Raw genomic sequence first — 20,104 nt, 5'->3', positions numbered from 1 at the left:
CGCTCCCTTACTCATCAGTTGACGTGGTATCTCTTTCGGGCCTCTCCTCAGAGGAGGCCCGACGCTCCGTTGCGATCAGCTCGTTCAGCCAGCGCACCTCGCGCTCGACCGACTCGAGCCCATGACGTTGCAGCTCGAGCGTGTAACTGTCGAGGCGTTCCCTGGTGCGCGCCAGCGCCGTCCGCACGGCGTCGAGCCGCTCCTCAAGCCGGCTACGGCGACCTTCGAGTATGCGCAAACGCACCTCGGCCTCGGTGTGCCGGAAGAACGCGAAGTGCACACCGAAGCTCTCGTCCTCCCACGCGGAAGGTCCGGCCTGCGTCAGCATCTCCTGCAGCCGTTCCTTCCCCTCCGCGGTCAGCTTGTAAACGATCTTTGATCTGCCCCCGACGATCGTGGCGGGAGCAGGCTGCTCCTCCGCGATGAGCCCTTGGGCCAGAAGTGATCGAAGACAGGGGTACAGCGAGCCGTAGGAGAACGCGCGGAACATCCCCAGCAGGGCGTTGAGCCGTTTGCGCAGCTCATAGCCGTGTAGTGGAGTCTCGTGCAGCGACCCGAGCACGGCCAGTTCCAAGACCCTGCCCTGTCCGCCGGCCATGGGGAACCGCCCTCCTCTCGCGTCGATGTATCGAGCCGATACATCCCCAGGATACGTCTGGTCGCTATATCGCTGCAATCTACGGATTTCCCAAGTCGTTGGGACGATCGGCAGAAACGCCGTAGTCTGGCGCTCATGTGGTCACAACGAAGGGTGGTGGATTACGGCCTAGCGAAAAAGGCGGTGGTCCGCTCCTTCCACGCCGGGCGTACCTCGCGCGGCGAACTTTGTGACGCACAGCCGTACCTCCTTAGCGCGGCGCGCCACTTCGGCGAGCCGACCGAACGCCTCTGCCCGGTCTGCGAGAGGGAGAACGTCACCAACGTGACCTATGTCTACGGGGATGCGCTCGGACGGCATGCCGGACAGGCAAAGGTCGCATCGGAACTCGCCGCCATGGCTCATGATTACGATGAGTTCCGGGTGTACGTCGTCGAGGTCTGCCAAGGTTGTTCCTGGAACCACCTGACGGTTTCATACGTCCTCGGCAACGGACCGCCTGACCTCAACGGCCAAGCGTGAAGATCGAGGGCGGCGAGGAACCTCACGCCCAACCGCCGTTTTTGTTCCGACGACAGTGCGAGGACGTGTGAGTAACAGCATGAATGAGGGGACGGCTCGCCCGGGAAGGCGCCGTCGGTCCAGCTCATCCCGTTCTGTGCCCCAGGGTTCTCCACCGCAAACCGGCGAACCCTCCCGGGGTTCCGGCCAGCCGCAGCGTCGTCCGGAAGCCGCCTTCGAGCAGACGGGCGCCATGGCCGCGCAGCCGTACGACGGACCGCTGCCCCGGCGCGAAGACCCCGCACCCCAGCGCGGTGACCAGCCGCCGCCGCGCTCGCGTGCCCGTCAGGACACGCACACGGTGAGTAACCAGGACACCGTGGTCGCCGAAGGTCCGCGGCGCTCGCGCAGGAGGGCGGCGCAGGGCGGGCCGCCGGAGCCGCCGGGTCCCCCCGGGCCGCCGAAGAAGGACCGTGACGGCGGGGGCTGGCGGAGGTTCGTGCCCAGCTGGAAGATCGTCATGGCCGGGTTCGTGGTGGTCACGGCCGGGATCTTCGGCATGATCATGGTGGCGTACGCCAACACCCAGGTGCCCACGGGCACCCAGGACGAGGCGCTCGCGCAGCAGAGCACGATCTACTACAGCGACGGCAAGAACCCGATCGCTCAGCTCGGCATGAAGCGGGAGATCGTCAAGCTGTCGCAGATGTCCGAAGAGGTCAGGGAAGCCACGATCGCCATCGAGAACCAGACGTTCTACGAGGACTCCGGCATCTCCATCCCCGGCATGATCCGGTCGGTGTGGATGACCGCGACCGGGCAGCAGCTCCAGGGCGCCTCGACGATCACCCAGCAGATGGCCCGCAACTATTACGACGGCCTCAGCCAGGAAGTCTCGATCAAGCGTAAGATCAACGAGATCTTCGTCGCGGTCAAGCTCGACGACGAGCTGACCAAGGACGAGATCCTGGAGAGGTACCTCAACACGGTCAACTTCGGCCGGGCCTATGGGGTCCAGGCCGCCGCGAAGGCGTACTTCGGCGACAAGGTCACCGCCGCGAAGCTGACCGCCGAGCAGGGGGCCTACCTCGCCGCGCGGATCCAGCAGCCCAACTGGAAGGCCGACGAGCCCGCGCTGAGGACCCGGTTCAAGGACGTCGTCAACAACATGGCCAAGGTCTGGCCCGAGAAGTACGGCAACCTCCCGCAGACCGCGAAGTTCCCCGAGACGAGCAAGGACAGCAACGTCAACGAGCTCGGCGGCATCAAGGGTTACATGGTGACGCAGGTGCTGAAGGAGCTCGAGGGCCGCGGTCTCACCGGTGACGAGGTGAGGAGCGGCGGCTACGAGATCGTCTCCACCTTCGACAGAAGGCTCATGATCGCCGCGAAGGACGCGGTGACCAGCACTATGCGGGGGATGAACAAGGAGTACCACGCGGGCCTGGCCGCGGTGAACCCGAAGAACGGGCGCGTCGTCGCGTTCTACGGCGGCACCAACTACCTGACGGACCCGTGGAACGAGCCCTTCCAGTCCAAGAAGCAGGCCGCGTCCGCGTTCAAGCCCTACGTGCTGGCCGCCTGGCTGCAGGCCGGCTTCTCGCTCAAGAGCTACGTGCCGGGCAGCCAGACCGTCCCGAAGGTCCTGCCAGGGCAGGCAGCGGGCGGCATCAAGAACAGCCACAACGTCGGCGCGGCCGTCGACGTGGTCAAGGCGACAGCTCAGTCGGTCAACACCGCGTTCGCCTCGATGGCGTACGCGCTGCCCAACCAGCTGGCCGACGTGAAGAACCTCGTCACAGCGGCCGGGTTCAACGAAAAGGACATGGAAAAGGACATCGACGTCCACCACTACCAGTTCGCCATCGGCAGTGCCCCGGTGACCCCGGTGGAGCAGGCCGCCGGCTACTCCATTTTCGCCAACGGCGGCAAGTACACCCGCGCCCACGTGGTCATCGAAGTCAGGCAGGACAAGAAGGTCGTCTACCCGGAGCAGCGGCCGGCCAAGAGCGTCATCGACGCCGGGGTCGCCGCCGACTCCACGGTGGCCATGCAGGAGGTGCTGCGTAGCGGCACCGCGGCGGGAAAGGGTCTGGGCACCCGTCCGGCGGCCGGCAAGACCGGCACCAACAACGACGAGAACGGCGCCTGGTTCGTCGGCTACACGCCGCAGTACTCCACCGCGGTCGGGTTCTACCGCGAGCAGTGCAGGACGAAGACCGGCAAGGTCGTCGCGCCTCGGTACTCCAACTGCCCCATCACGCCCGGGGGCAAGCCACACAAGAAGTACAACATCAACAATCCGTACTCCCTGCCCTACGAGGTGTCCCTGGGCTTCGAGGGCGCCGGCCCGCCCACGATCGCCTGGCAGAAGTTCATGCTGGCCGCGCACCAGGGCAAGCCGGTCGAGCAGTTCCCGCAGAAGGCCGAGATCGGCACGCCCGAGAACATCGTGCCGAGCCCGACGCCCACGCCGACGCCCAGCGCCGACGATCCGTTCACCGATGAGGACCCGTTCGGCGACCCTGGCACCGGCGAGCAGGACTGCCTCATCGGGCCATGTGGTGATGACACCGGCACCGGTGACAACGCCACTACGGACGACGGCACCGACGAAGGGTTCCCGCAGGGCGGCGACGAGGGAGACGGGTTGGGCGGCGGCATGGCGCCGAACCCGCGGCCCTCCGGCCGGATAGAGGGTCAGTGACGAGCACGGAGGCACGCGTCCCGATGCTGGCGCGTGCCGTGCCGTACCTTCCCCTGGGGGTGATCGCGGCCCTGGGGGCGACGCTCGCGTACGTGGTGCGGCTGCCGTGCCGCACCGGCGGCTGGAACGACCAGGTCACGACGTACACGAACTTCTGCTACACCGACATCTACCCTCTCTACTTCGACCGGCAACTGGCCATCGAAAACCCCTATTTCGCCCACGTCAGCTTCGACAAGCAGGTCGAGTACCCGGTGGTGTTGGGCGAGGTCATGCAGGTGATCAGCTGGATCGCCCGGGCTCTGGAGGTCGACAGGGTCGCGCAGGCGGTCAGGTTCTACGACCTGACGGTGATCCTGCTCGGCATGTGCCTCGTGGCGGGCGTGCTGCTGATGGCCGCGGTGGCCGGGCCGACGCGGCGGTGGGACGCGCTCTGGTACGCGATCTCGCCGGCCGTGGTGCTGGCCGCGTACATCAACTGGGACCTGGTCGCGGGCGCACTGTCCATGGGCATGCTGCTGGCCTGGGCGCGGCGCCGGCAGATGCTCGCCGGGGTGCTGCTGGGGCTGGCGATCGCGACGAAGTTCTACCCGCTCATGTTCGTGGGCGCGTTGTTCCTGCTCACGTGGCGTACTGGGCGATGGCGACCGTTCCTGGTCACGATGGCCTCGGCGGCGGGCGCGTGGATTGTGGTCAACGCGCCGTTCATGATCTTCGCTTGGGAGGGATGGCGCCGGTTCTACGTCTTCTCCCAGGAGCGCGGGATCGACTGGGGCTCGCCGTGGTTGTTCTTCCAGAACAAGGGCTGGCCCGTCCTCGGCGAGTGGGACGTCAGCACGCTCGGCATGTTGTCGCTGGCCCTCCTGTGTCTGGGCATCGCCGTGCTGACGCTGGCCGCGCCGCGCCGGCCGCGGCTGGCGCAGATCTGCTTCCTGGCGCTGGCCGCCTTCATGATGACGAACAAGGTGTGGTCGCCGCAGTTCGTGCTCTGGCTGGTGCCGTTCGCCGTGCTGGCCAGGCCCAACTGGAAGCCGCTCGCGCTCTGGCAGCTGGCCGAGGTCTGGTACTTCGCCGCCATCTGGCTCTATCTGCTGTCCCAGCCGCCGCTGGACCGGGACGACTTGGGCATCGGTGACGACACGTACTTCACCGCCGTCTGGGGTCGCATCATCACCATCGGGATCATGATGGCGTTCGTGGTGCGGGACATCCTGCGGCCGGACAAGGACGTGGTCCGGCAGGCCGACATCGATGACCAAGGGGGCGGTGTCTTCGACGACGCGCCTGATCGGTTCACGCTGGCGTCCGCCGTACGATGATCACCCGCTCGGCCCGCCGGGACGCGTTGCTGCTCTGGTTCGGCTCGCGGGCGGGGCTTCTGATCGCGACGTTGTTCGGCGTCACGCTGGGCGAATACCTGGATAAGTGGCGCAAGTGGGATGCCGGGCTGTTCATCACGATCGCCCAGTACGGCTACGACGGCGAGCCCGGCAGGCCGCCGGACGAAGGGCTGCCCGCGTTCTTCCCTGGCCTGCCTGCGGTGCTGCGGCTGGTGCACTTCGTGGTGCCGGACTGGGCGGCGGCCGGGCTGCTGGTCTCGCTGGTCGCGGGCGCGGTGGCCATGGTGGCGCTGGCCAGGCTGGCAGAGTTCGAGGGCGCGAACGGGTGGATGGCGGTGCTGGCGCTGCTGGCCTTCCCCATGGCGGTGTTCCTGGTCGCGGGCTACAGTGAGGCGCTTTTCCTGGCCTTCGCCATTCCCGCGTGGCTGGCCGCCAGGCAGGGACACTGGGCGCAGGCCGTGCTGCTCGCGGCGGGGGCTTCGTGCGTGCGGATCACGGGCTTGTTCCTGGCGCTCGCGCTCGTCGTGGAGTTCATCGTGAGCCGGGAGTCGCCGCGGCGGGCCGGATGGCTGGTCGTGCCGTTCCTGCCGCTGATGGCGTACTCGTATTACCACTTCAGCAGGTCGGGTGACTGGCTGGCGTGGAAGCACGCGCAGGAGGCCGGCTGGGGGCGCGAGTTCGAGTGGCCGTGGGAGGCGTGGAAGACGACGTGGGGTTCGGCCATGGGGGCCGACGACTTCGCGGTGGCCTTCCGCATGGAGATCGCCGGAGCCGTGGTGGCCGTGGCGGTGCTGGTGTGGCTGCTCGTGCTGCGTCGGTGGAGTGAGCTGGCCTACACGGGGGCGCAGGCGGCGGCGCTGATGACCTCGGCGTACTACCTGTCGATCCCGCGTTCGCTGGTGTTGTGGTTCCCGCTGTGGGTGCTGGTTGCCAAGGTCGGGACGAGGAAGGCGTGGGTGCTCGTGCTCTACGGCCTGATCTCGGGGCCGCTCATGATCGTGAACACCGCCCGGTTCCTCAGCGGGGCATGGGCGGGCTGATGTGTATACCCGTTTATTCGTCTCGGTAATCCAGGGAAGTTATCCACAGGCTGTGAATAGTTGCTGGCACTCGCTATGTGGGTAACGCGGTTCTCGGCCACGGTGCGCCCGGGCTTGCCGACCGGACGGACGCGGCTTCGGCTTCCATCGGGCTGTGCGTATTCGCTAGAGGTTTTTCCTCAGGAACGCGATGTCGTCCGCCTGGCCGGCTGCGGGCGTCTCGACCACGATCGGCGCCCCGGCCGCACGGCAGACCGCCAGGATGAGCTCGGAGTCGATCTTTCCCTGGCCCAGGTTGGCGTGGCGGTCGGCGCCTGAGTCGAAGTCGTCGCGCGAGTCGTTGCAGTGGACCAGGTCGATGCGGCCGGTGATGGCCTTGACCCGGTCGACCAGGTCGATCAGCTCCTCGCCGCCCGCGTGGGCGTGGCAGGTGTCGAGGCAGAAGCCCACGTCGAAGCCGTCGAGCGCGTCCCAGAGCCGGGCGATGCGCTCCAGCTTGCGCGCCATCGCGTTGCCGCCCCCAGCGGTGTTCTCGATCAGCACAGGGATCGGGCACTCCATGCGCTCGAACACCTTGCGCCAGTTGTCGAACCCCTTCTGCGGGTCGTCGCTCTTGTTGACGTGGCCGCCGTGCACGATCAGCGCCTTGGCGCCGAGTCCCGCTGCCGCCTTCAGGTGCTGCTCCAGCAGCTTGCGACTGGGGATTCTGATGCGGTTGTTGGTGGTCGCCACGTTGATCAGGTAAGGCGCGTGGATGTAGATGTCCACACCCTCGACCGGCTTGGCGGGCAGCACGGGCTTGTCGTACCCCTGGGGGTCGCCGAGGAAGAACTGCACCACCTCGGCCCCGACCTGCTCGGCATGAGCGGCGGGGTCGTCCTGATCGACATGAGCTCCGATGCGCACCATGTCACCGAGCTTATCCGGAGCGGCGAGCCTGGGGCGGCGAGCCGCCGCTTGCGTAACCAGCGGAGCCCCGAGCGAGCGCGACCATCAGCACGCAGCGGCGAGCCTGGGGCGGTGAGCGGCCGCTTGCGCGACCACGAGCGGGTTTGTGGGCAGGGCGTTCGGGCAGTCGCAGTGCACCCCCTACCCGAGGAGAAACGCTATGGCAAGGTGGCGCTGGCGGGCGCTGATCTTATTGATTTACGTGGTGGTCGGGATCTACGTGGCCTGGGTGTACGACTACATCACGCCCGGGCTGCTGAGGGACCTCGCGGAGGCGTTGCTCGCGGTGTTCCTCTGGTTCCTGATCCTGCTCGGCATAGATCTGCACATCGGATGATCGACGGATACGAACGGCCCCGGCTTCCACAAGAACCCGGGGCCGTTGCTCGTCAGTGGGGGAGGAATCCGCCGTGGGCGATGCCGAGCGCGGCCCCCACGAACGATCCCACGAGTCCGACGATGTTGAGCGAACGTTGCGGCGTGGTCGCGGAGACGTACTGAGAGTAGAGACCGACGCCGAAGCCGAGTGTGCCGAACCAGGCCGAGATGGCGTGCGCGGAGGTCCAGAACGTCGAGACGAACGCCACGATGCCGCACACGAGCGTGACGACGGCCAGGACGTTCTCGATCGGGTGCGGACGTCCGTCGGAGTTGAGCGTGAGCCTGAACCGCTCCCTCTCGGAGGGTTGAAGCACATGTGGCACAGCCACCACCCCCTTAGGTTTCCTAAAGGCCTTCCCACGTACTCGCGGCTGGTAACCTGGGGCACGCTGCGTTGTGATGGGTGATCCGTCGCCCGGCGGTGCCGAAGTGGGCGCCCCGGTCCAAACGTCAGCGTCCTCCTGTCACGGCAGAGCGTCGTGACCGCAAAAGTCCAGAGGAGGTTGGAGTCCGCATGCGTCGTTACGAAGTAATGGTCATTCTGGACCCTTCGCTCGATGAGCGCACCGTCTCGCCGTCCCTCGACCAGTTCCTCACCGTGGTCCGCAACGACGGCGGCACCGTGGAGAAGGTCGACGTCTGGGGTCGTCGCAGGCTCGCCTACGACATCAACAAGAAGTCCGAAGGCATCTACGCCGTCATCGACCTGTCCGCGGAGCCCGCGACGGTCAAGGAGCTCGACCGGCAGATGAACCTCAACGAGGGCATCCTGCGCACCAAGGTCCTGCGTCCGGACGTGCACTAACCCCGGCTTTTTGTCGGGGAACACCCGTAGTCTGAGCCGTAACCCAAGCGAAGGCGTGCAGGAAGGCGAGCGCTAGCCATGGCAGCAGGCGACACCGTAATCACCATCGTCGGCAACCTCGTCGACGACCCGGAGCTGCGCTTCACCCCGACGGGGCAAGCGGTGGCTCGATTCCGCATCGCGTCCACTCCGCGGTTCATGGATCGCCAGACCAACGAGTGGAAGGATGGCGAGAGCCTCTTTCTGACCTGCAACGTGTGGCGGCAGGCGGCGGAGAACGCCGCCGAGAGCCTCCAGCGCGGCATGCGGGTCATCGTGCAGGGGCGGCTCAAGCAGCGGTCTTACGAGACCAAGGAAGGCGAGAAGCGCACGGTCTACGAGGTCGAGGTCGACGAGGTCGGCCCGTCTCTGCGCAACGCCACCGCCAAGGTCAACCGCACCTCCCGTCAGGGCGGTGGCGGCGGCTTCGGCGGCGGCGGCGGCCCGGCCGATGACCCGTGGGCCTCCGCGACACCCTCCCCGCCCCAGGGCGGCGGTTACCAGGGTGGCGGCGGTGGCAGCTACGGCGGCGGCGGCCAGCAGAGCAGCAGCAGCGGCGGCGGCTTCGGCGGCGGCGGCGGCGGCGGCAACGACTTCAGCGACGAGCCTCCCTTCTAGTCCACATCCACAAGTCCGAGTCCATTCCCGCCCAAAAGGCGGGGCTCTGAGAGGAGCACCACGATGGCTAAGCCGGCACTGCGCAAGCCCAAGAAGAAGGTTTGCCTGTTCTGCCACGACAAGATCTCCTACGTCGACTACAAGGACACGGCGCTGCTGCGGAAGTTCATTTCCGACCGCGGCAAGATCCGTGCGCGCCGGGTGACGGGCAACTGCACCCAGCACCAGCGTGACGTGGCGACCGCGATCAAGAACGCCCGTGAGGTGGCCCTGCTGCCCTACACGAGCACCGCGCGCTAAGGAGGACTTGTCGATATGAAGCTCATCCTCACCAACGAGGTCTCCGGCCTCGGCGCCCCTGGCGACGTCGTCGAGGTCAAGGACGGCTACGGCCGTAACTACCTCATCCCGCGCGGCTTCGCCATGCGCTGGACCCGCGGGGCCGAGAAGCAGATCGAGTCCCTCAGGAAGGCTCGCGACGCCCGCGAGATCCGTGACCTGGGCACCGCCAAGGAGGTCGCCGGCCAGCTCGGCGCCCTGCGCGTGCGCCTGACCACCCGCGCGGGTGAGTCCGGCCGCCTGTTCGGCTCGATCACCACGGGCGACATCGCCGACGCGGTCAAGGCCGCCGGCGGGCCCGTGCTCGACCGCCGCCGCATCGAGATCCCTAACCCGATCAAGAGCGTCGGCTCCCACCGCATCACCGTCAAGCTCCACCCCGAGGTGTCTGCCTCTGTGGATGTTGAGGTTGCTGCGGGCTGACCGTTTGTGATCAGGGTCCCCTCCGTCAGGAGCGGGGCCCTTTTCATTTGTTGCGGCTCGTTCCCCGCGGCTCGTTCCCTGTGCCGTGGTTCCTTCTTCTTTTACGCGCTGCCGTGGCCCACCAACCGCCGTACTTCGGTTGCCGGCCCTCCAGGAAACGGCCTCTGAACCCTTCACCGGCTGAGCGCCGTTACGCGAGCCCAGTCTGGGCCGATTGCCGTGGCAGATGCAGCGTAGAATGCCCTAGTTCTTAGCACGTTTCCCCCTGGAGGCAAGGCCATGGCCCGTTCCTTCATGCTGCTTGCGTTGGCCGTGGCGGTCGTCGGTTGTGCACCTGTGGACAACACGGCGAGCACGACGTCAGCCAGTCCGGCGACGTCCACTACCTGCACCAAGGAGCAGCTCGCGCTCATCAATCCCGGAAAGCTGACGATCGGGACCGACAAACCGGCGTTCGAGCCGTGGTTCAAGGACGACGACCCGAGCAACGGGCAGGGCTTCGAGGGTGCTGTGGCCTTTGCCGTGGCGGGGGAGCTCGGCTTCGATCGGAGCGAGGTGCAGTGGAGCACCGTCAAGTTCGATTCCGCGTTCGCGCCCGGTGAGAAGCAGTTCGACTTCGACATCAACCAGGTGTCGATCACTCCTGAGCGGGCTCAGGCGGTCGACTTCAGCAAGGGCTACTACACGGTCAAGCAGGCTGTCGTGGCCATCGAGGGCGGTAAGTACGCCGGGGCCACGAGCCTGGCCGAGCTGAAGGACGCGAAGATCGGCGTGCAGGTGGGCACGACCTCGCTGGCCGCCGTCAAGGAGATCATCCAGCCCGCGGACGACCCCAACGTGTACAACGAGCAGATCGACGCCGTGAACGCGTTGAAGAACGAGCAGGTGGACGCGCTGGTCGTGGACCTGCCGACGGCGTTCTATGTGACCGCCGCGCAGGTCGAGAACTCGAAGATCGTGGGGCAGTTCAGCTCGACTGGTGGCGCGCCGGAGGAGTTCGGATTGGTCATGGAGAAGGGCAGCCCGCTCAAGCCGTGCGTCGACCAGGCCGTGGATGCGCTGAAGTCCAAGGGTGAGCTGGCCAAGATCGAGCAGCAGTGGCTCGGCTCGGCCGCGGGCGCTCCCGAGTTGAAATGAGCGAGTGGGTCAAGTCCGAGCGGCAGGCTGAGCGGGAGCGGATCCGCAGGTCGCACGCCCGCCGCTCAGCCTCGATCGCGACGGCCTCGACGGTGGTGTTCATCGTCCTGGTCATGTGGGTGGTCACGAACTCGCCTGGCTGGCCGCGGGTGCAGGAGAAGTTCTTCAGCTGGAAGCATTTCTCCGATGCGATGCCCGACGTGCTGAGCGGGTTCATGCTCAACGTCAAGATCTTTTTGATCGCCGAGGTGCTGATCCTGGTCGTGGGGCTCTTGGTGGCGCTCGCCAGAGGGATCAGGACGCCCGCGTTCTTCCCGATCCGGGCGCTGGCCACGCTTTACACCGACATCTTCCGCGGCGTGCCGACGATTCTGGTGATCTATCTGGTCGGGTTCGGGCTGCCCGCCCTCCGGCTCCAGGGCATCCCGTCCGACCTGGTGACGCTGGGCATCATCGCGTTGACGCTGTCCTACGGCGCGTACGTGGCCGAGGTCTTCCGCTCCGGCATCGAGTCCATCCACCCGAGCCAGGTGGCGGCGGCCCGCTCGCTCGGGCTGAGCCACGGCAAAACCATGCGATTCGTGGTGCTGCCGCAGGCCACGCGCAGGGTCGTGGTGCCGCTGCTGAACGACTTCGTCTCGCTGCAGAAGGACACGGCGCTGGTGGCCACCATCGGCCCGCTGGAGGCGCTCAGACAGGCGCAGATCCACGTGACCAAGACCTTCAATTACACGCCCTACCTGGCGGCGGCGCTGCTGTTCATCCTGCTCACCATCCCCATGGCCAGGTTCACCGACCACCTGGCCGCCCGTACCCGCAGGAGGCGCGGCGTATGAGCATCCTGTCGATCGAGGGGGTGTGGAAGAACTTCCACGGCCACAACGTGCTGCGCGGCATCGACCTGGAGGTGAGCCCGCACGAGGTGGTGAGCCTGATCGGGGCCTCCGGCTCGGGCAAGTCCACGCTGCTGCGCTGCGTCAACCTGCTGGAGACGGTGGACGACGGCGTGATCTTCCTGGACGGTGAGGAGATCACCGACCCGCGGGTGAACGTCGACGACGTGCGTAAGCGGCTGGGCATCGTGTTCCAGGCGTTCAACCTGTTCCCGCACATGACCGTGCTGGACAACATCACGCTCGCGCCCCGCCAGGTGCACCGCGTGGCCAAGGAGCAGGCCGAGGAGCAGGCGCACGAGCTGCTGGCCAGGTTCGGGCTGGCGGACAAGGCGCGGGCGTACCCCGACCGGCTGTCGGGCGGGCAGCAGCAGCGGGTGGCCATCATCCGGGCGCTGGCCACGCAGCCCAAGCTGATGTTGCTCGACGAGGTGACCTCGGCACTCGACCCCGAGCTGGTGGTCGAGGTGCTGGGGATCATCAGGGAGCTCAAGGAGTCGGGCATGACGATGATCCTGACGACGCACGAGATGGGCTTCTGCCGCGAGATCTCGGACACGGTGTGCTTTCTCGACGGCGGCGTGCTGCTCGAGAAGGGGCCCGCGGACAAGATCTTCACGGACCCCGAGAACGCCAGGACCAGGGAGTTCCTGCGAAGTGTGCTGGAGACGAGGAGGTTCTAGCGCCGGTGGCGGCCGCGTGGGGTCTCGACCGGGCGGCCCAGGAGGCTGTGGCGGCGGCCGTACACGAGGTAGACCAGCAGGCCGAAGGCCATCCACAGGACGAAGTACGCCCAGGTCAGCACCCGCAGGTTCACCATGAGCCAGAGCGTGGCCACCAGGGAGAGCGCCGGCACCAGCGGCGAGAGCGGCACCCGGAACCCCCGCTCCAGATGAGGCATGCGCCGCCGCATCACGATCACCCCCGCGGCCACGAACGCGAACGCGAACAGCGCGCCGATCACCACGAGCTCCTGCAACGTGAGCACCGGAACGAACTCGGCCAGCACGATCGCGACCAGCCCGATCAGCAGCGTCACCCGCGACGGCGTGTGGTAGCGGCGGCTGACCATGGCCAGGCCGCGGGGGATCAGCCCGTCGCGGGCCATCGAGAACAACACCCGCGTCTGCCCCACGATCAGGACCAGGATCACCGTCGTCAGCCCGAGCACCGCGCCCACGTCGATGACGTGCGCCATCCAGTCCACGCCGGCCGCGCGGAACGCGCTGGCCAGCGGGGCCTCCACCGAGATCTTCGTGTACGACACCATGCCCACCATGACCAGCGCCACCGCGATGTAGATGATGGTGGCGATCACCAGGCTGCGGATCATGCCCCTGGGCACCGCGCGCGGCGCGTTGACGGTCTCCTCTGCCGCCGTGGCTACGACGTCGAACCCGATGTATGCGAACGCGATGGCCGAGGCCGCCGAGAAGATCCCGAACCAGCCGAAGGCGCTGCTCTCACCGACGAGGACTTCGAGTACGGTGGCCGGCGGGGCCGCCAGCGTCTTCGGCGGCACGTAGAACTCGCCGAAGTTGCCGGCGTCGAGGTGCGGCAGGCCCACGATGATGACCGCGCCGATGGCCAGCAGCTTGGCCGCCACCATGACCCAAAGCGCGCGCAACCCGACCCGGGCGCTCAGGGCCACAATTCCGGTGAGCAGCACCAGGATAACCAGCACGAGGAGGTCGGCGACGAGGTCGGGATTCGGGACGCGTACGCCGAGGTTCGTGATCGCGCCGACCGTGATCAGGCCCCACGCCCTGGCCACGACGGCGACGGCGAACTGCAGCTCCAGGATCAGCGCCCAGCCGATGATCCACGCCCAGACCTCGCCGAAGATGACGTACGTGAAGGTGTAGGCGCTGCCCGAGGTCGGCATCGTGGATGACAGCTCGGCATAGCACAGGCAGGCCAGCAGGCAGGCGATACCCGCGATCATGAAGGAGAGGATCACGCCAGAGCCGGCCGCGGTGGCCGCCTGCTGGCCGGCGATGGAGAAGATCCCCGCGCCGATCATCACACCGAGTCCGAGCACGACCAGGTCTGCCGGGCGGTAGAGCTCGGCCAGGCTGTGCCGGGCGCCGGTGCGTAAGCCGGTCGCTTCGGAAGGCGGCAGTCGTCGAAGAATTGTGGACAAGGAACACCCCGCTCAGGGACATCGCCCACAATGTCTCACCACTTGGACAACAGCAAGCACGAGACGGTTACGGTGGGCCGCGTTTCAGCGGTCCGCTGCAGGTCGCGGCGCAGCCGCGCCTACGCCCCGGTTACCAGCCAGGCGGTGCCGGCGGCACGACGTACGAGAGTGATCAGCCGCGCGATCATCCACACGCCCAGCGCGCACCATAGGACGACCACGCCGAGCCCGGAGGCGAGGAAGGCGGCCGGCAGGTACGCCAGCGTCGTCCACACCCCTGCCCACGCCAGGTAGCGCTGGTCGCCCGCGCCGATCAGCACGCCGTCGAGCACGAACACCACCCCGCACACCGGCTGGAACAGCGCCACCGGCCACAACAGGGCCAGCAGCAGCTCGGCGACCCGCGGATCGGCGTCGAACAACCCCGGCAACACCGGCCTGGCGACGAGCACCAGCAGGCCGAGCACGATCCCCGACCACACGCCCCACTGCACCATGCGCTTGGTCGCGGCCCTGGTGGTGGCCACGTCCCCCGCCCCGAGGGAGCGTCCCGTGATGGCCTGGCCAGCGATGGCGATGGCGTCAAGCGCGAAGGCGAGCAACGTCCACACCTGGGTCGCGAGGGCGTATGCGGCCAGTTCGGCCTCGCCCATCCTCGTGGCGATCACCGTGGCGACGGTCAGCACCATCCGCAGGCAGAGGGTGCGGACGAACAGCGCGAAGCCCGCCGTACCCGCCTGCTTGATCCCGGCCAGGCCGGGCGTAAGAGGTGTGCCGAGCCGCAGCGCGCCCTTGGCCACCACGACCAGGTAGACGGCCGCACCCAGCGTCTGCGCCAGCACAGTGCCCCATGCCGACCCGGCGATGCCCCACCCCAGCCCCAGCACGAACCAGGCGTTGAGCGCCGCGTTGAGCGCGAATGAGCCGATGGCCACGACCAGCGGCGTGACCGTGTCCTGCAGCCCGCGCAGCACCCCCGTGCCCGCCAGCACGACCAGCATGCCGGGTGCGCCCAGCAGGCTGATCCGCAGGTACGTCACGGCCTGCGCGCTCTGCTCCGCGCCGGCCCCGAACAGCTCCACGACCGCGGGGGCGAGCGGCCAGAACACCGCGATCAGCGCGACGCCGATGCCCAGCGCCAGCCAGATACCGTCCACGCCGCTGCGCATGGCCCGCGAATGTTCCCCCGCGCCGGTCTGCCGCGCCACGGATGCCGTCGTTCCGTAAGCGAGGAAGACGCACAGGTTCATCAGCGCTCCCAGGACCGTGCCCGCCACACCTAGAGCGCCCACCGCCGTGGTGCCCAGCCCGTGCCCGACGATGGCGTAGTCGGAGAGCAAGAAGAGCGGCTCTGCCACCAGCGCGCCGAACGCCGGCACGGCCAGCCGCAGAATCTCCCGATCTCTGGGTGTAATGAGCATTTGTCCATTATGACCCTTACGCGGCGTGTCGGCGAAACTTTCTTTCCTCCACAGCCGGTGGACACCGTTCGCCCAGCTCAGCGGCACTTTGGTGGAAATCGGAAACAGTTATCCCCAGCCTCGTCCACAGGCCGTTCACACCCTGGGGCCGATAGTGCACAGCTTGACCACAGGGTTGTCCACAGGCCGCGTTGCCGACGGACCCCGACTCCGCGAAACTGTCACACCGGTCGACTACAAGTGGGGGTGGTGCGACCGCCTGCAAGGTTGTTCGAGGGGGCGCGGTGAGCATTGACGAAGAGACCGGCGCGGGCCCGAGTGGTCCTGGTTTCGAGCGCACACCCCCGCACAACATCGATGCGGAGCAGTCGGTGCTGGGCGGCATGCTGCTGTCCAAGGACGCGATCGCCGACGTCGTGGAGATCATTCGGGCTGACGACTTCTACCGGCCCGCCCACCAGATGATCTATGACGTCGTCACCGACCTCTATGGCCGGGGGGAGCCCGCCGACGCGGTCACCGTCTTCGACGAGCTGCAAAAGCGCGGCGAGATGGCCAGGGTGGGCGGCGCCGGCTACCTCCACACGCTCACAGCAGTCGTCCCCACCGCGGCCAACGCCGGCTACTACGCCAAGATCGTCCGAGAGCAGGCCATCCTCCGCCGCCTCATCGAGGCCGGCACCCGCATCGTCTCCTACGGCTACGGCGGCCAGAACGAAGAGGTCGACGACCTCGTGGACCGCGCCCAGGCGGAGATCTACAAGGTCACCGAGCGCCGCACCTCCGAGGACTACGCGCCCCTGGCCGACATCATGCCCGGCGCCCTGGACGAGCTGGAGGCCATCGGCAGCCGAGGCGGCCAGATGGTCGGCGTGCCGACCGGCTTCCAGGACCTCGACCAGCTCACCAACGGCCTCCACCCGGGCCAGATGATCGTCGTGGCCGCGCGTCCTGCGATCGGGAAAAGTACCCTAGGTCTGGATTTCGCCCGTTCGGCGGCGATCAAGCATGGGATGACCACGGTCATCTTCTCGCTGGAGATGTCCCGCAACGAGATCACCATGCGCTTGTTGTCCGCCGAGGCCCGGGTCGCGCTGCATGCCATGCGGTCGGGGATGATGGGCGACGACGACTGGACGCGCCTGGCCCGCCGGATGAGCGAGGTGGCCGAGGCGCCGCTGTTCATCGACGACTCGCCCAACATGTCGATGATGGAGATCAGGGCCAAGTGCCGGCGGCTCAAGCAGCGCAACGATCTGAGGTTCGTGGTCATCGACTACCTCCAGCTGATGAGCTCGCCGAAGAAGACCGAGAGCCGCCAGAACGAGGTCTCGGAGATCTCTCGTGCGATCAAGCTGCTGGCCAAGGAGCTCGAGGTGCCGGTCATCGCCATTTCCCAGCTCAACCGCGGTCCCGAGCAGCGAACGGACAAACGCCCCCAAGTTAGCGATCTTCGTGAATCCGGATCGATTGAGCAGGACGCGGACATGGTCATCCTGCTGCATCGTGAGGATGCGTACGAGCGGGAGTCGCCCAGGGCGGGTGAGGCGGACCTCATAGTGGCCAAGCACCGTAACGGGCCCACGGCCACGGTGACGGTGGCCTTCCAGGGCCACTACAGCCGCTTCGTGGACATGGCCCAGCACTGACCGTCAGCCTTTGTAGGGTCCGCACTTTGATGTCCCTTTCCGCGTCGCCGTGTCCCATAGATGGCCCTTAGGACACCATTCGCGGACTCGCAGGTCTACAGGGTCGCACTATCTAGTGATGTTGTTGGCGTTTTTGGTGACGGTGGGGTCATTGGAGCCCATGATGAGGGCACCTGCCAGGTCTCCCTGAGGGGTCGAGGTGCTCTTGTCGGATGCTGATGTCGTAGGTTCGGCCGAGGTCCGCGCAAAGTCGCCGAACGGGACCGCGGCGGTGTCGTGCCGGTTCATGGATGCGCCGGTGCAGGAGATGCTTGCGGCCGGGCCGTGGCGGACGTTCCGCTGGCACCATGGTCAGAAGCACTATTCGGGTGCATTCTGGTCTGCTACCGAGGGCTCACATGTGATCTATGAGTCCCGGCTTGAGCTGGCGCGGCTTCTATTTGCCGACTTCGACCGGTCGGTCTCTCGGATCGTGGCTCAGCCGTTTCTGATGACGGCCCAGGTGGAGGGCGCTGAGCGTCGGCACATCCCCGATTTCCTGCTGATGACCGAGTCTGGTCCGCTGGTGGTAGATGTGAAGCCGGCACGGCGGCTGGCGCGTCCAGAGGTCGCGTTCACCTTCGCCTGGAGCAGGCGGGTAATCGAGTCGCGCGGCTGGGGTTTTGAAGTGTGGAGCGAGCCGGATCCGGTCGAGACCGAGAACATCCGGTTTCTCGCCGGGTATCGCAGGCCTTGGTTGTTCTCACCCGGTCTCGTGGCCGCGTTGGAGGCAAGCGTGACGGACGGGGTGACGTTGCGGGAGGCCTTCGCAACGGTGTCGAGCTTCGACCCGAGGCTGGTACGGGCGGCTGTCCTCCACCTGCTCTGGACCGGACGGTTCAGGGCTGATCTGAGCATCCGGCTATGCCCAGGCACCGTTCTGAGGAGATCGTCATGAGCCATGGCACAGTGCGGCTTGGCATTGGGGCGCGGCTCGTCTACGACGGGGAGGCCGTCGAAGTCGTCGAATTCGCAGCGACCGGTGCGGGCAACGAGGTGGTGCTCAAGGACGGCAGAGGGCGGATGCTGCGGGTCTCGGTCAAAGAGCTGCTGTTCTCCGACCGGGCCACGATCGTTCCGAGGAAGCCGGAGCCTGCTCGGGGGATGTCGACGATGTCGCCTCGGTGGTGCTCTCGCGGCTCGACCGTGCTGAACAGGAACGTGTAGCAGGCCTGGTGGGACATGTTCGAGAGGTGCGGTGCGGCTACCGGTCGGGCAGTTCCGAGCTGGCGGCGCCCGGTGAGCCGAGACCTGAGTACGACCCCGGTTTGCCGAAGATGACCAGATATGCGGCCAAGGCGCGGGAGTTGGACGTCTCAGTACGCACCATCAAGCGGTGGGTGGCCGCGGTTGAGGAACGAGGAGCGGCCGGGCTCGCGCCCCGCGCCCGTGGAACGACGATCCTCGACCGTCTCGACCCGAGGTGGGTTGAGACGGCGCTGGAGGTGATGGTCGAGTACACCGACCAGTCCAAACCGCAGCGCATCGAGGTGATCGAACGCACGCGGGCACGCCTGGTCGCACGATTCGGTGAGGGCGCGGTGGACATGCCCGGCCAGTCCAAGGCATATGAGGCGTTGGAAGCGCTGGAGCGGCAGCACCCGACGTTCCGGTTGAGTACGAAGCGGAACCGGGACATCGCCGGACGGCCCCGGGAGGTGTTCGGGCGTCTGCGCCCGACCCGGCCGGGTGAGTACCTGCTGATGGACACCACCCGGCTGGACGTGTTCGCGCTGGATCCGGTGACTCTGCGGTGGATCAACTGCGAGCTGACCGTCGTGATGGATTGGTACACCCGCTGCATCGTGGGGATCCGGCTGACGCCGGTGTCCACGAAGGCGGTGGACGCGGCCGCGGCCCTCTTCCAGGCATACCGGCCGTTACCGGTCGCGGCGCACTGGCCACGCGAGGCGGTCTGGCCCGAGCACGGCATCCCCCGTTCGGTGCTGATCGACCCGACGGCGATCGATGGGCCGATGGCGAAGGCGGCAGGACCCGCGTTAGTGCCCGAGACCGTGGTGATCGACCACGGGAAGATCTACGTCTCAGAGCATCTGCGCAGCGTCTGCGCCCGGATGGGCATCTCCATCCAGCCGGTCCGGCTCCGGACGGGCCGGGACAAGGGGCCGGTCGAACGGTTCTTCAAGACGTTGAGGGAAGGGCTGCTGCACACCCTGCCCGGCTACAAGGGCCCGGATCTCTTCTCCCGGGGCGAGGCGCCTGAACGGGAGGCGTTCTACTACATCGACGAATTGTTCGACCGGATCCGGCAATGGATCGCGGCGACCTATCACCTCACACCCCACTCGAGTCTGATCGACCCGGCGGTCCCGGGGCTGCGCATGTCGCCAGCGCAGATGTTCGAGCACGGGATGGCCAGGGCCGGTTACATCGAGGTTCCCCGGGACAGATTCCTGGCGCTGGAGTTCTTGGAGACCAAGTGGCGCACCATCCAGCCCTACGGGGTCGAGATCGACGGTCGGCGCTACAACGGCCCTGGTCTCTACCTCGACGGGCGCCCGAGCCCGTATCTGGGCGGCAAGTGGCCGATCCAGGTCAACCCGGACGACATCGACCACGCCTACTTCCGTGACCTGGACCGGACCTGGCACCAGCTGGATTGGGAGCACGCGGCCAGCCGCAGTTTCCCGCTGAGCGAGGACGCTCTGGAGTACGGTCGCAAGCTCGCCGCGACGAAGCACCCGTACTCCAACGACCGCCTGGCGGTGTCCGAACTGCTCGAGCGCTGGCAGTTGGGGCTGGGCATGACGCTGGCCGAGCGGCGGATCGCGCTGCGTGCGGCCAGGGAACAGATCGCGTTCGCCGTTGAGTGGGACAAGCAGCTCCCGCGCGAGCTCGTGCGAGAGCCCGCCGACATCGGCGGGGACGATGACGCCGCGGACGCCGAAGACTTCGAGGGCGGGGTGCTTGGCGAGGATGCCGAACTCGACGAGGAGTCCTTCTACGCCGATGCCCTGGAGGACCTGTGATCCTGTCTGAGGTCCAGGTGCCACGGGAGGATCCAGCGTGGAGGACCCTTGCACTCGACGATTTGACCCTGACCAGGAAGGAAGGCTTTGCGA

The 20,104-nt window shown here is 67.0% G+C and carries 22 protein-coding genes; 16 read left to right on the top strand and 6 right to left on the bottom strand.

Annotated elements, in window-relative coordinates:
• Nucleotides 1-7 precede the first annotated feature (7 nt).
• A complete protein-coding gene (locus tag ACTWPT_RS52730) occupies nucleotides 8-598 on the bottom strand; it encodes a PadR family transcriptional regulator (protein ID WP_138667899.1) in 591 nt (196 codons plus the stop codon).
• Nucleotides 599-733: 135 nt separating this feature from the next.
• Between ACTWPT_RS52730 and ACTWPT_RS52725 the strand changes: the two genes are divergently transcribed.
• Nucleotides 734-1,120 (top strand): DUF5318 family protein, encoded by a 387-nt coding sequence (locus ACTWPT_RS52725; protein WP_443185119.1) that lies wholly within the window; start codon nucleotides 734-736, stop codon nucleotides 1,118-1,120.
• A 124-nt stretch (nucleotides 1,121-1,244) separates the two neighbouring features.
• Here the strand turns inward: ACTWPT_RS52725 and ACTWPT_RS52720 are convergent, their stop codons facing one another.
• Nucleotides 1,245-1,457, bottom strand: a complete 213-nt coding sequence (locus ACTWPT_RS52720; protein ID WP_443185118.1) for a hypothetical protein — start codon at nucleotides 1,455-1,457, stop codon at nucleotides 1,245-1,247.
• A 3-nt stretch (nucleotides 1,458-1,460) separates the two neighbouring features.
• On the opposite strand from ACTWPT_RS52720, the gene ACTWPT_RS52715 reads away from it, so the two are divergent.
• Genes ACTWPT_RS52715 through ACTWPT_RS52705 form a run of 3 tightly spaced genes read left to right on the top strand, consistent with a single transcriptional unit; the run spans nucleotide 1,461 to nucleotide 6,186 of the window.
• Complete coding sequence (locus tag ACTWPT_RS52715) at nucleotides 1,461-3,806, top strand: transglycosylase domain-containing protein (protein ID WP_443185117.1); 2,346 nt, start codon at nucleotides 1,461-1,463, stop codon at nucleotides 3,804-3,806.
• The gene (locus tag ACTWPT_RS52710) at nucleotides 3,803-5,125 is read left to right on the top strand and encodes a glycosyltransferase family 87 protein (RefSeq protein ID WP_443185116.1); all 1,323 of its coding nucleotides are present in this window, start codon (nucleotides 3,803-3,805) and stop codon (nucleotides 5,123-5,125) included. The genes ACTWPT_RS52715 and ACTWPT_RS52710 overlap by 4 nt, the downstream gene beginning before the upstream one ends.
• The gene (locus tag ACTWPT_RS52705) at nucleotides 5,122-6,186 is read left to right on the top strand and encodes a mannosyltransferase family protein (protein WP_443185115.1); all 1,065 of its coding nucleotides are present in this window, start codon (nucleotides 5,122-5,124) and stop codon (nucleotides 6,184-6,186) included. The genes ACTWPT_RS52710 and ACTWPT_RS52705 overlap by 4 nt, the downstream gene beginning before the upstream one ends.
• Before the next feature lie 165 nt (nucleotides 6,187-6,351).
• Here the strand turns inward: ACTWPT_RS52705 and ACTWPT_RS52700 are convergent, their stop codons facing one another.
• Nucleotides 6,352-7,095: a deoxyribonuclease IV gene (locus tag ACTWPT_RS52700; RefSeq protein WP_443185114.1), complete on the bottom strand. Its 744-nt coding sequence runs from the start codon at nucleotides 7,093-7,095 to the stop codon at nucleotides 6,352-6,354.
• A gap of 199 nt (nucleotides 7,096-7,294) precedes the next feature.
• On the opposite strand from ACTWPT_RS52700, the gene ACTWPT_RS52695 reads away from it, so the two are divergent.
• Nucleotides 7,295-7,471: a hypothetical protein gene (locus ACTWPT_RS52695; protein ID WP_443185113.1), complete on the top strand. Its 177-nt coding sequence runs from the start codon at nucleotides 7,295-7,297 to the stop codon at nucleotides 7,469-7,471.
• 52 nt (nucleotides 7,472-7,523) lie between these two features.
• Here the strand turns inward: ACTWPT_RS52695 and ACTWPT_RS52690 are convergent, their stop codons facing one another.
• On the bottom strand, nucleotides 7,524-7,838 hold the full coding sequence (locus tag ACTWPT_RS52690) for a hypothetical protein (protein ID WP_443185112.1): 315 nt from the start codon (nucleotides 7,836-7,838) through the stop codon (nucleotides 7,524-7,526).
• Between the two features lie 191 nt (nucleotides 7,839-8,029).
• Between ACTWPT_RS52690 and rpsF the strand changes: the two genes are divergently transcribed.
• The 7 genes from rpsF (at nucleotide 8,030) to ACTWPT_RS52655 (ending at nucleotide 12,452) form a co-directional block, all read left to right on the top strand.
• On the top strand, nucleotides 8,030-8,320 hold the full coding sequence (rpsF, locus tag ACTWPT_RS52685) for a 30S ribosomal protein S6 (RefSeq protein WP_443185111.1): 291 nt from the start codon (nucleotides 8,030-8,032) through the stop codon (nucleotides 8,318-8,320).
• A 78-nt stretch (nucleotides 8,321-8,398) separates the two neighbouring features.
• Entirely contained in the window at nucleotides 8,399-8,977 is a 579-nt protein-coding gene (locus tag ACTWPT_RS52680) for a single-stranded DNA-binding protein (protein WP_443185110.1), read from the top strand.
• Between the two features lie 63 nt (nucleotides 8,978-9,040).
• On the top strand, nucleotides 9,041-9,277 hold the full coding sequence (gene rpsR / locus ACTWPT_RS52675; RefSeq protein ID WP_020543048.1) for a 30S ribosomal protein S18: 237 nt from the start codon (nucleotides 9,041-9,043) through the stop codon (nucleotides 9,275-9,277).
• 15 nt (nucleotides 9,278-9,292) lie between these two features.
• Nucleotides 9,293-9,739 (top strand): 50S ribosomal protein L9, encoded by a 447-nt coding sequence (rplI, locus tag ACTWPT_RS52670; RefSeq protein ID WP_443185109.1) that lies wholly within the window; start codon nucleotides 9,293-9,295, stop codon nucleotides 9,737-9,739.
• A 279-nt stretch (nucleotides 9,740-10,018) separates the two neighbouring features.
• Complete coding sequence (locus ACTWPT_RS52665; protein WP_443185108.1) at nucleotides 10,019-10,876, top strand: ABC transporter substrate-binding protein; 858 nt, start codon at nucleotides 10,019-10,021, stop codon at nucleotides 10,874-10,876.
• A complete protein-coding gene (locus ACTWPT_RS52660) occupies nucleotides 10,873-11,712 on the top strand; it encodes an amino acid ABC transporter permease (RefSeq protein ID WP_443185107.1) in 840 nt (279 codons plus the stop codon). The genes ACTWPT_RS52665 and ACTWPT_RS52660 overlap by 4 nt, the downstream gene beginning before the upstream one ends.
• Nucleotides 11,709-12,452, top strand: a complete 744-nt coding sequence (locus ACTWPT_RS52655; RefSeq protein WP_443185106.1) for an amino acid ABC transporter ATP-binding protein — start codon at nucleotides 11,709-11,711, stop codon at nucleotides 12,450-12,452. Before ACTWPT_RS52660 ends, ACTWPT_RS52655 begins: the two co-directional genes overlap by 4 nt.
• On the opposite strand, the gene ACTWPT_RS52650 is transcribed toward ACTWPT_RS52655, so the two are convergent.
• Nucleotides 12,449-13,912 (bottom strand): APC family permease, encoded by a 1,464-nt coding sequence (locus ACTWPT_RS52650; protein WP_443185105.1) that lies wholly within the window; start codon nucleotides 13,910-13,912, stop codon nucleotides 12,449-12,451. The genes ACTWPT_RS52655 and ACTWPT_RS52650 overlap by 4 nt on opposite strands.
• A gap of 119 nt (nucleotides 13,913-14,031) precedes the next feature.
• Nucleotides 14,032-15,333 (bottom strand): MATE family efflux transporter, encoded by a 1,302-nt coding sequence (locus ACTWPT_RS52645; RefSeq protein WP_443185104.1) that lies wholly within the window; start codon nucleotides 15,331-15,333, stop codon nucleotides 14,032-14,034.
• Nucleotides 15,334-15,617: 284 nt separating this feature from the next.
• On the opposite strand from ACTWPT_RS52645, the gene dnaB reads away from it, so the two are divergent.
• From dnaB to ACTWPT_RS52625, 4 genes are all read left to right on the top strand, one after another.
• Nucleotides 15,618-16,982: a replicative DNA helicase gene (gene dnaB / locus ACTWPT_RS52640; protein WP_443185103.1), complete on the top strand. Its 1,365-nt coding sequence runs from the start codon at nucleotides 15,618-15,620 to the stop codon at nucleotides 16,980-16,982.
• A 286-nt stretch (nucleotides 16,983-17,268) separates the two neighbouring features.
• On the top strand, nucleotides 17,269-17,919 hold the full coding sequence (locus ACTWPT_RS52635) for a TnsA-like heteromeric transposase endonuclease subunit (protein WP_127941341.1): 651 nt from the start codon (nucleotides 17,269-17,271) through the stop codon (nucleotides 17,917-17,919).
• Nucleotides 17,916-18,188, top strand: a complete 273-nt coding sequence (locus tag ACTWPT_RS52630) for a hypothetical protein (protein ID WP_443185102.1) — start codon at nucleotides 17,916-17,918, stop codon at nucleotides 18,186-18,188. The genes ACTWPT_RS52635 and ACTWPT_RS52630 overlap by 4 nt, the downstream gene beginning before the upstream one ends.
• 8 nt (nucleotides 18,189-18,196) lie before the next feature.
• Complete coding sequence (locus ACTWPT_RS52625; RefSeq protein ID WP_443185101.1) at nucleotides 18,197-20,011, top strand: hypothetical protein; 1,815 nt, start codon at nucleotides 18,197-18,199, stop codon at nucleotides 20,009-20,011.
• The last annotated feature ends 93 nt before the right edge of the window (nucleotides 20,012-20,104 follow it).

It is taken from the genome of Nonomuraea sp. 3N208 (genome assembly GCF_052245935.1).
GTDB lineage: Bacteria > Actinomycetota > Actinomycetes > Streptosporangiales > Streptosporangiaceae > Nonomuraea.
This window is presented reverse-complemented; position numbering and strand designations above follow the sequence as displayed.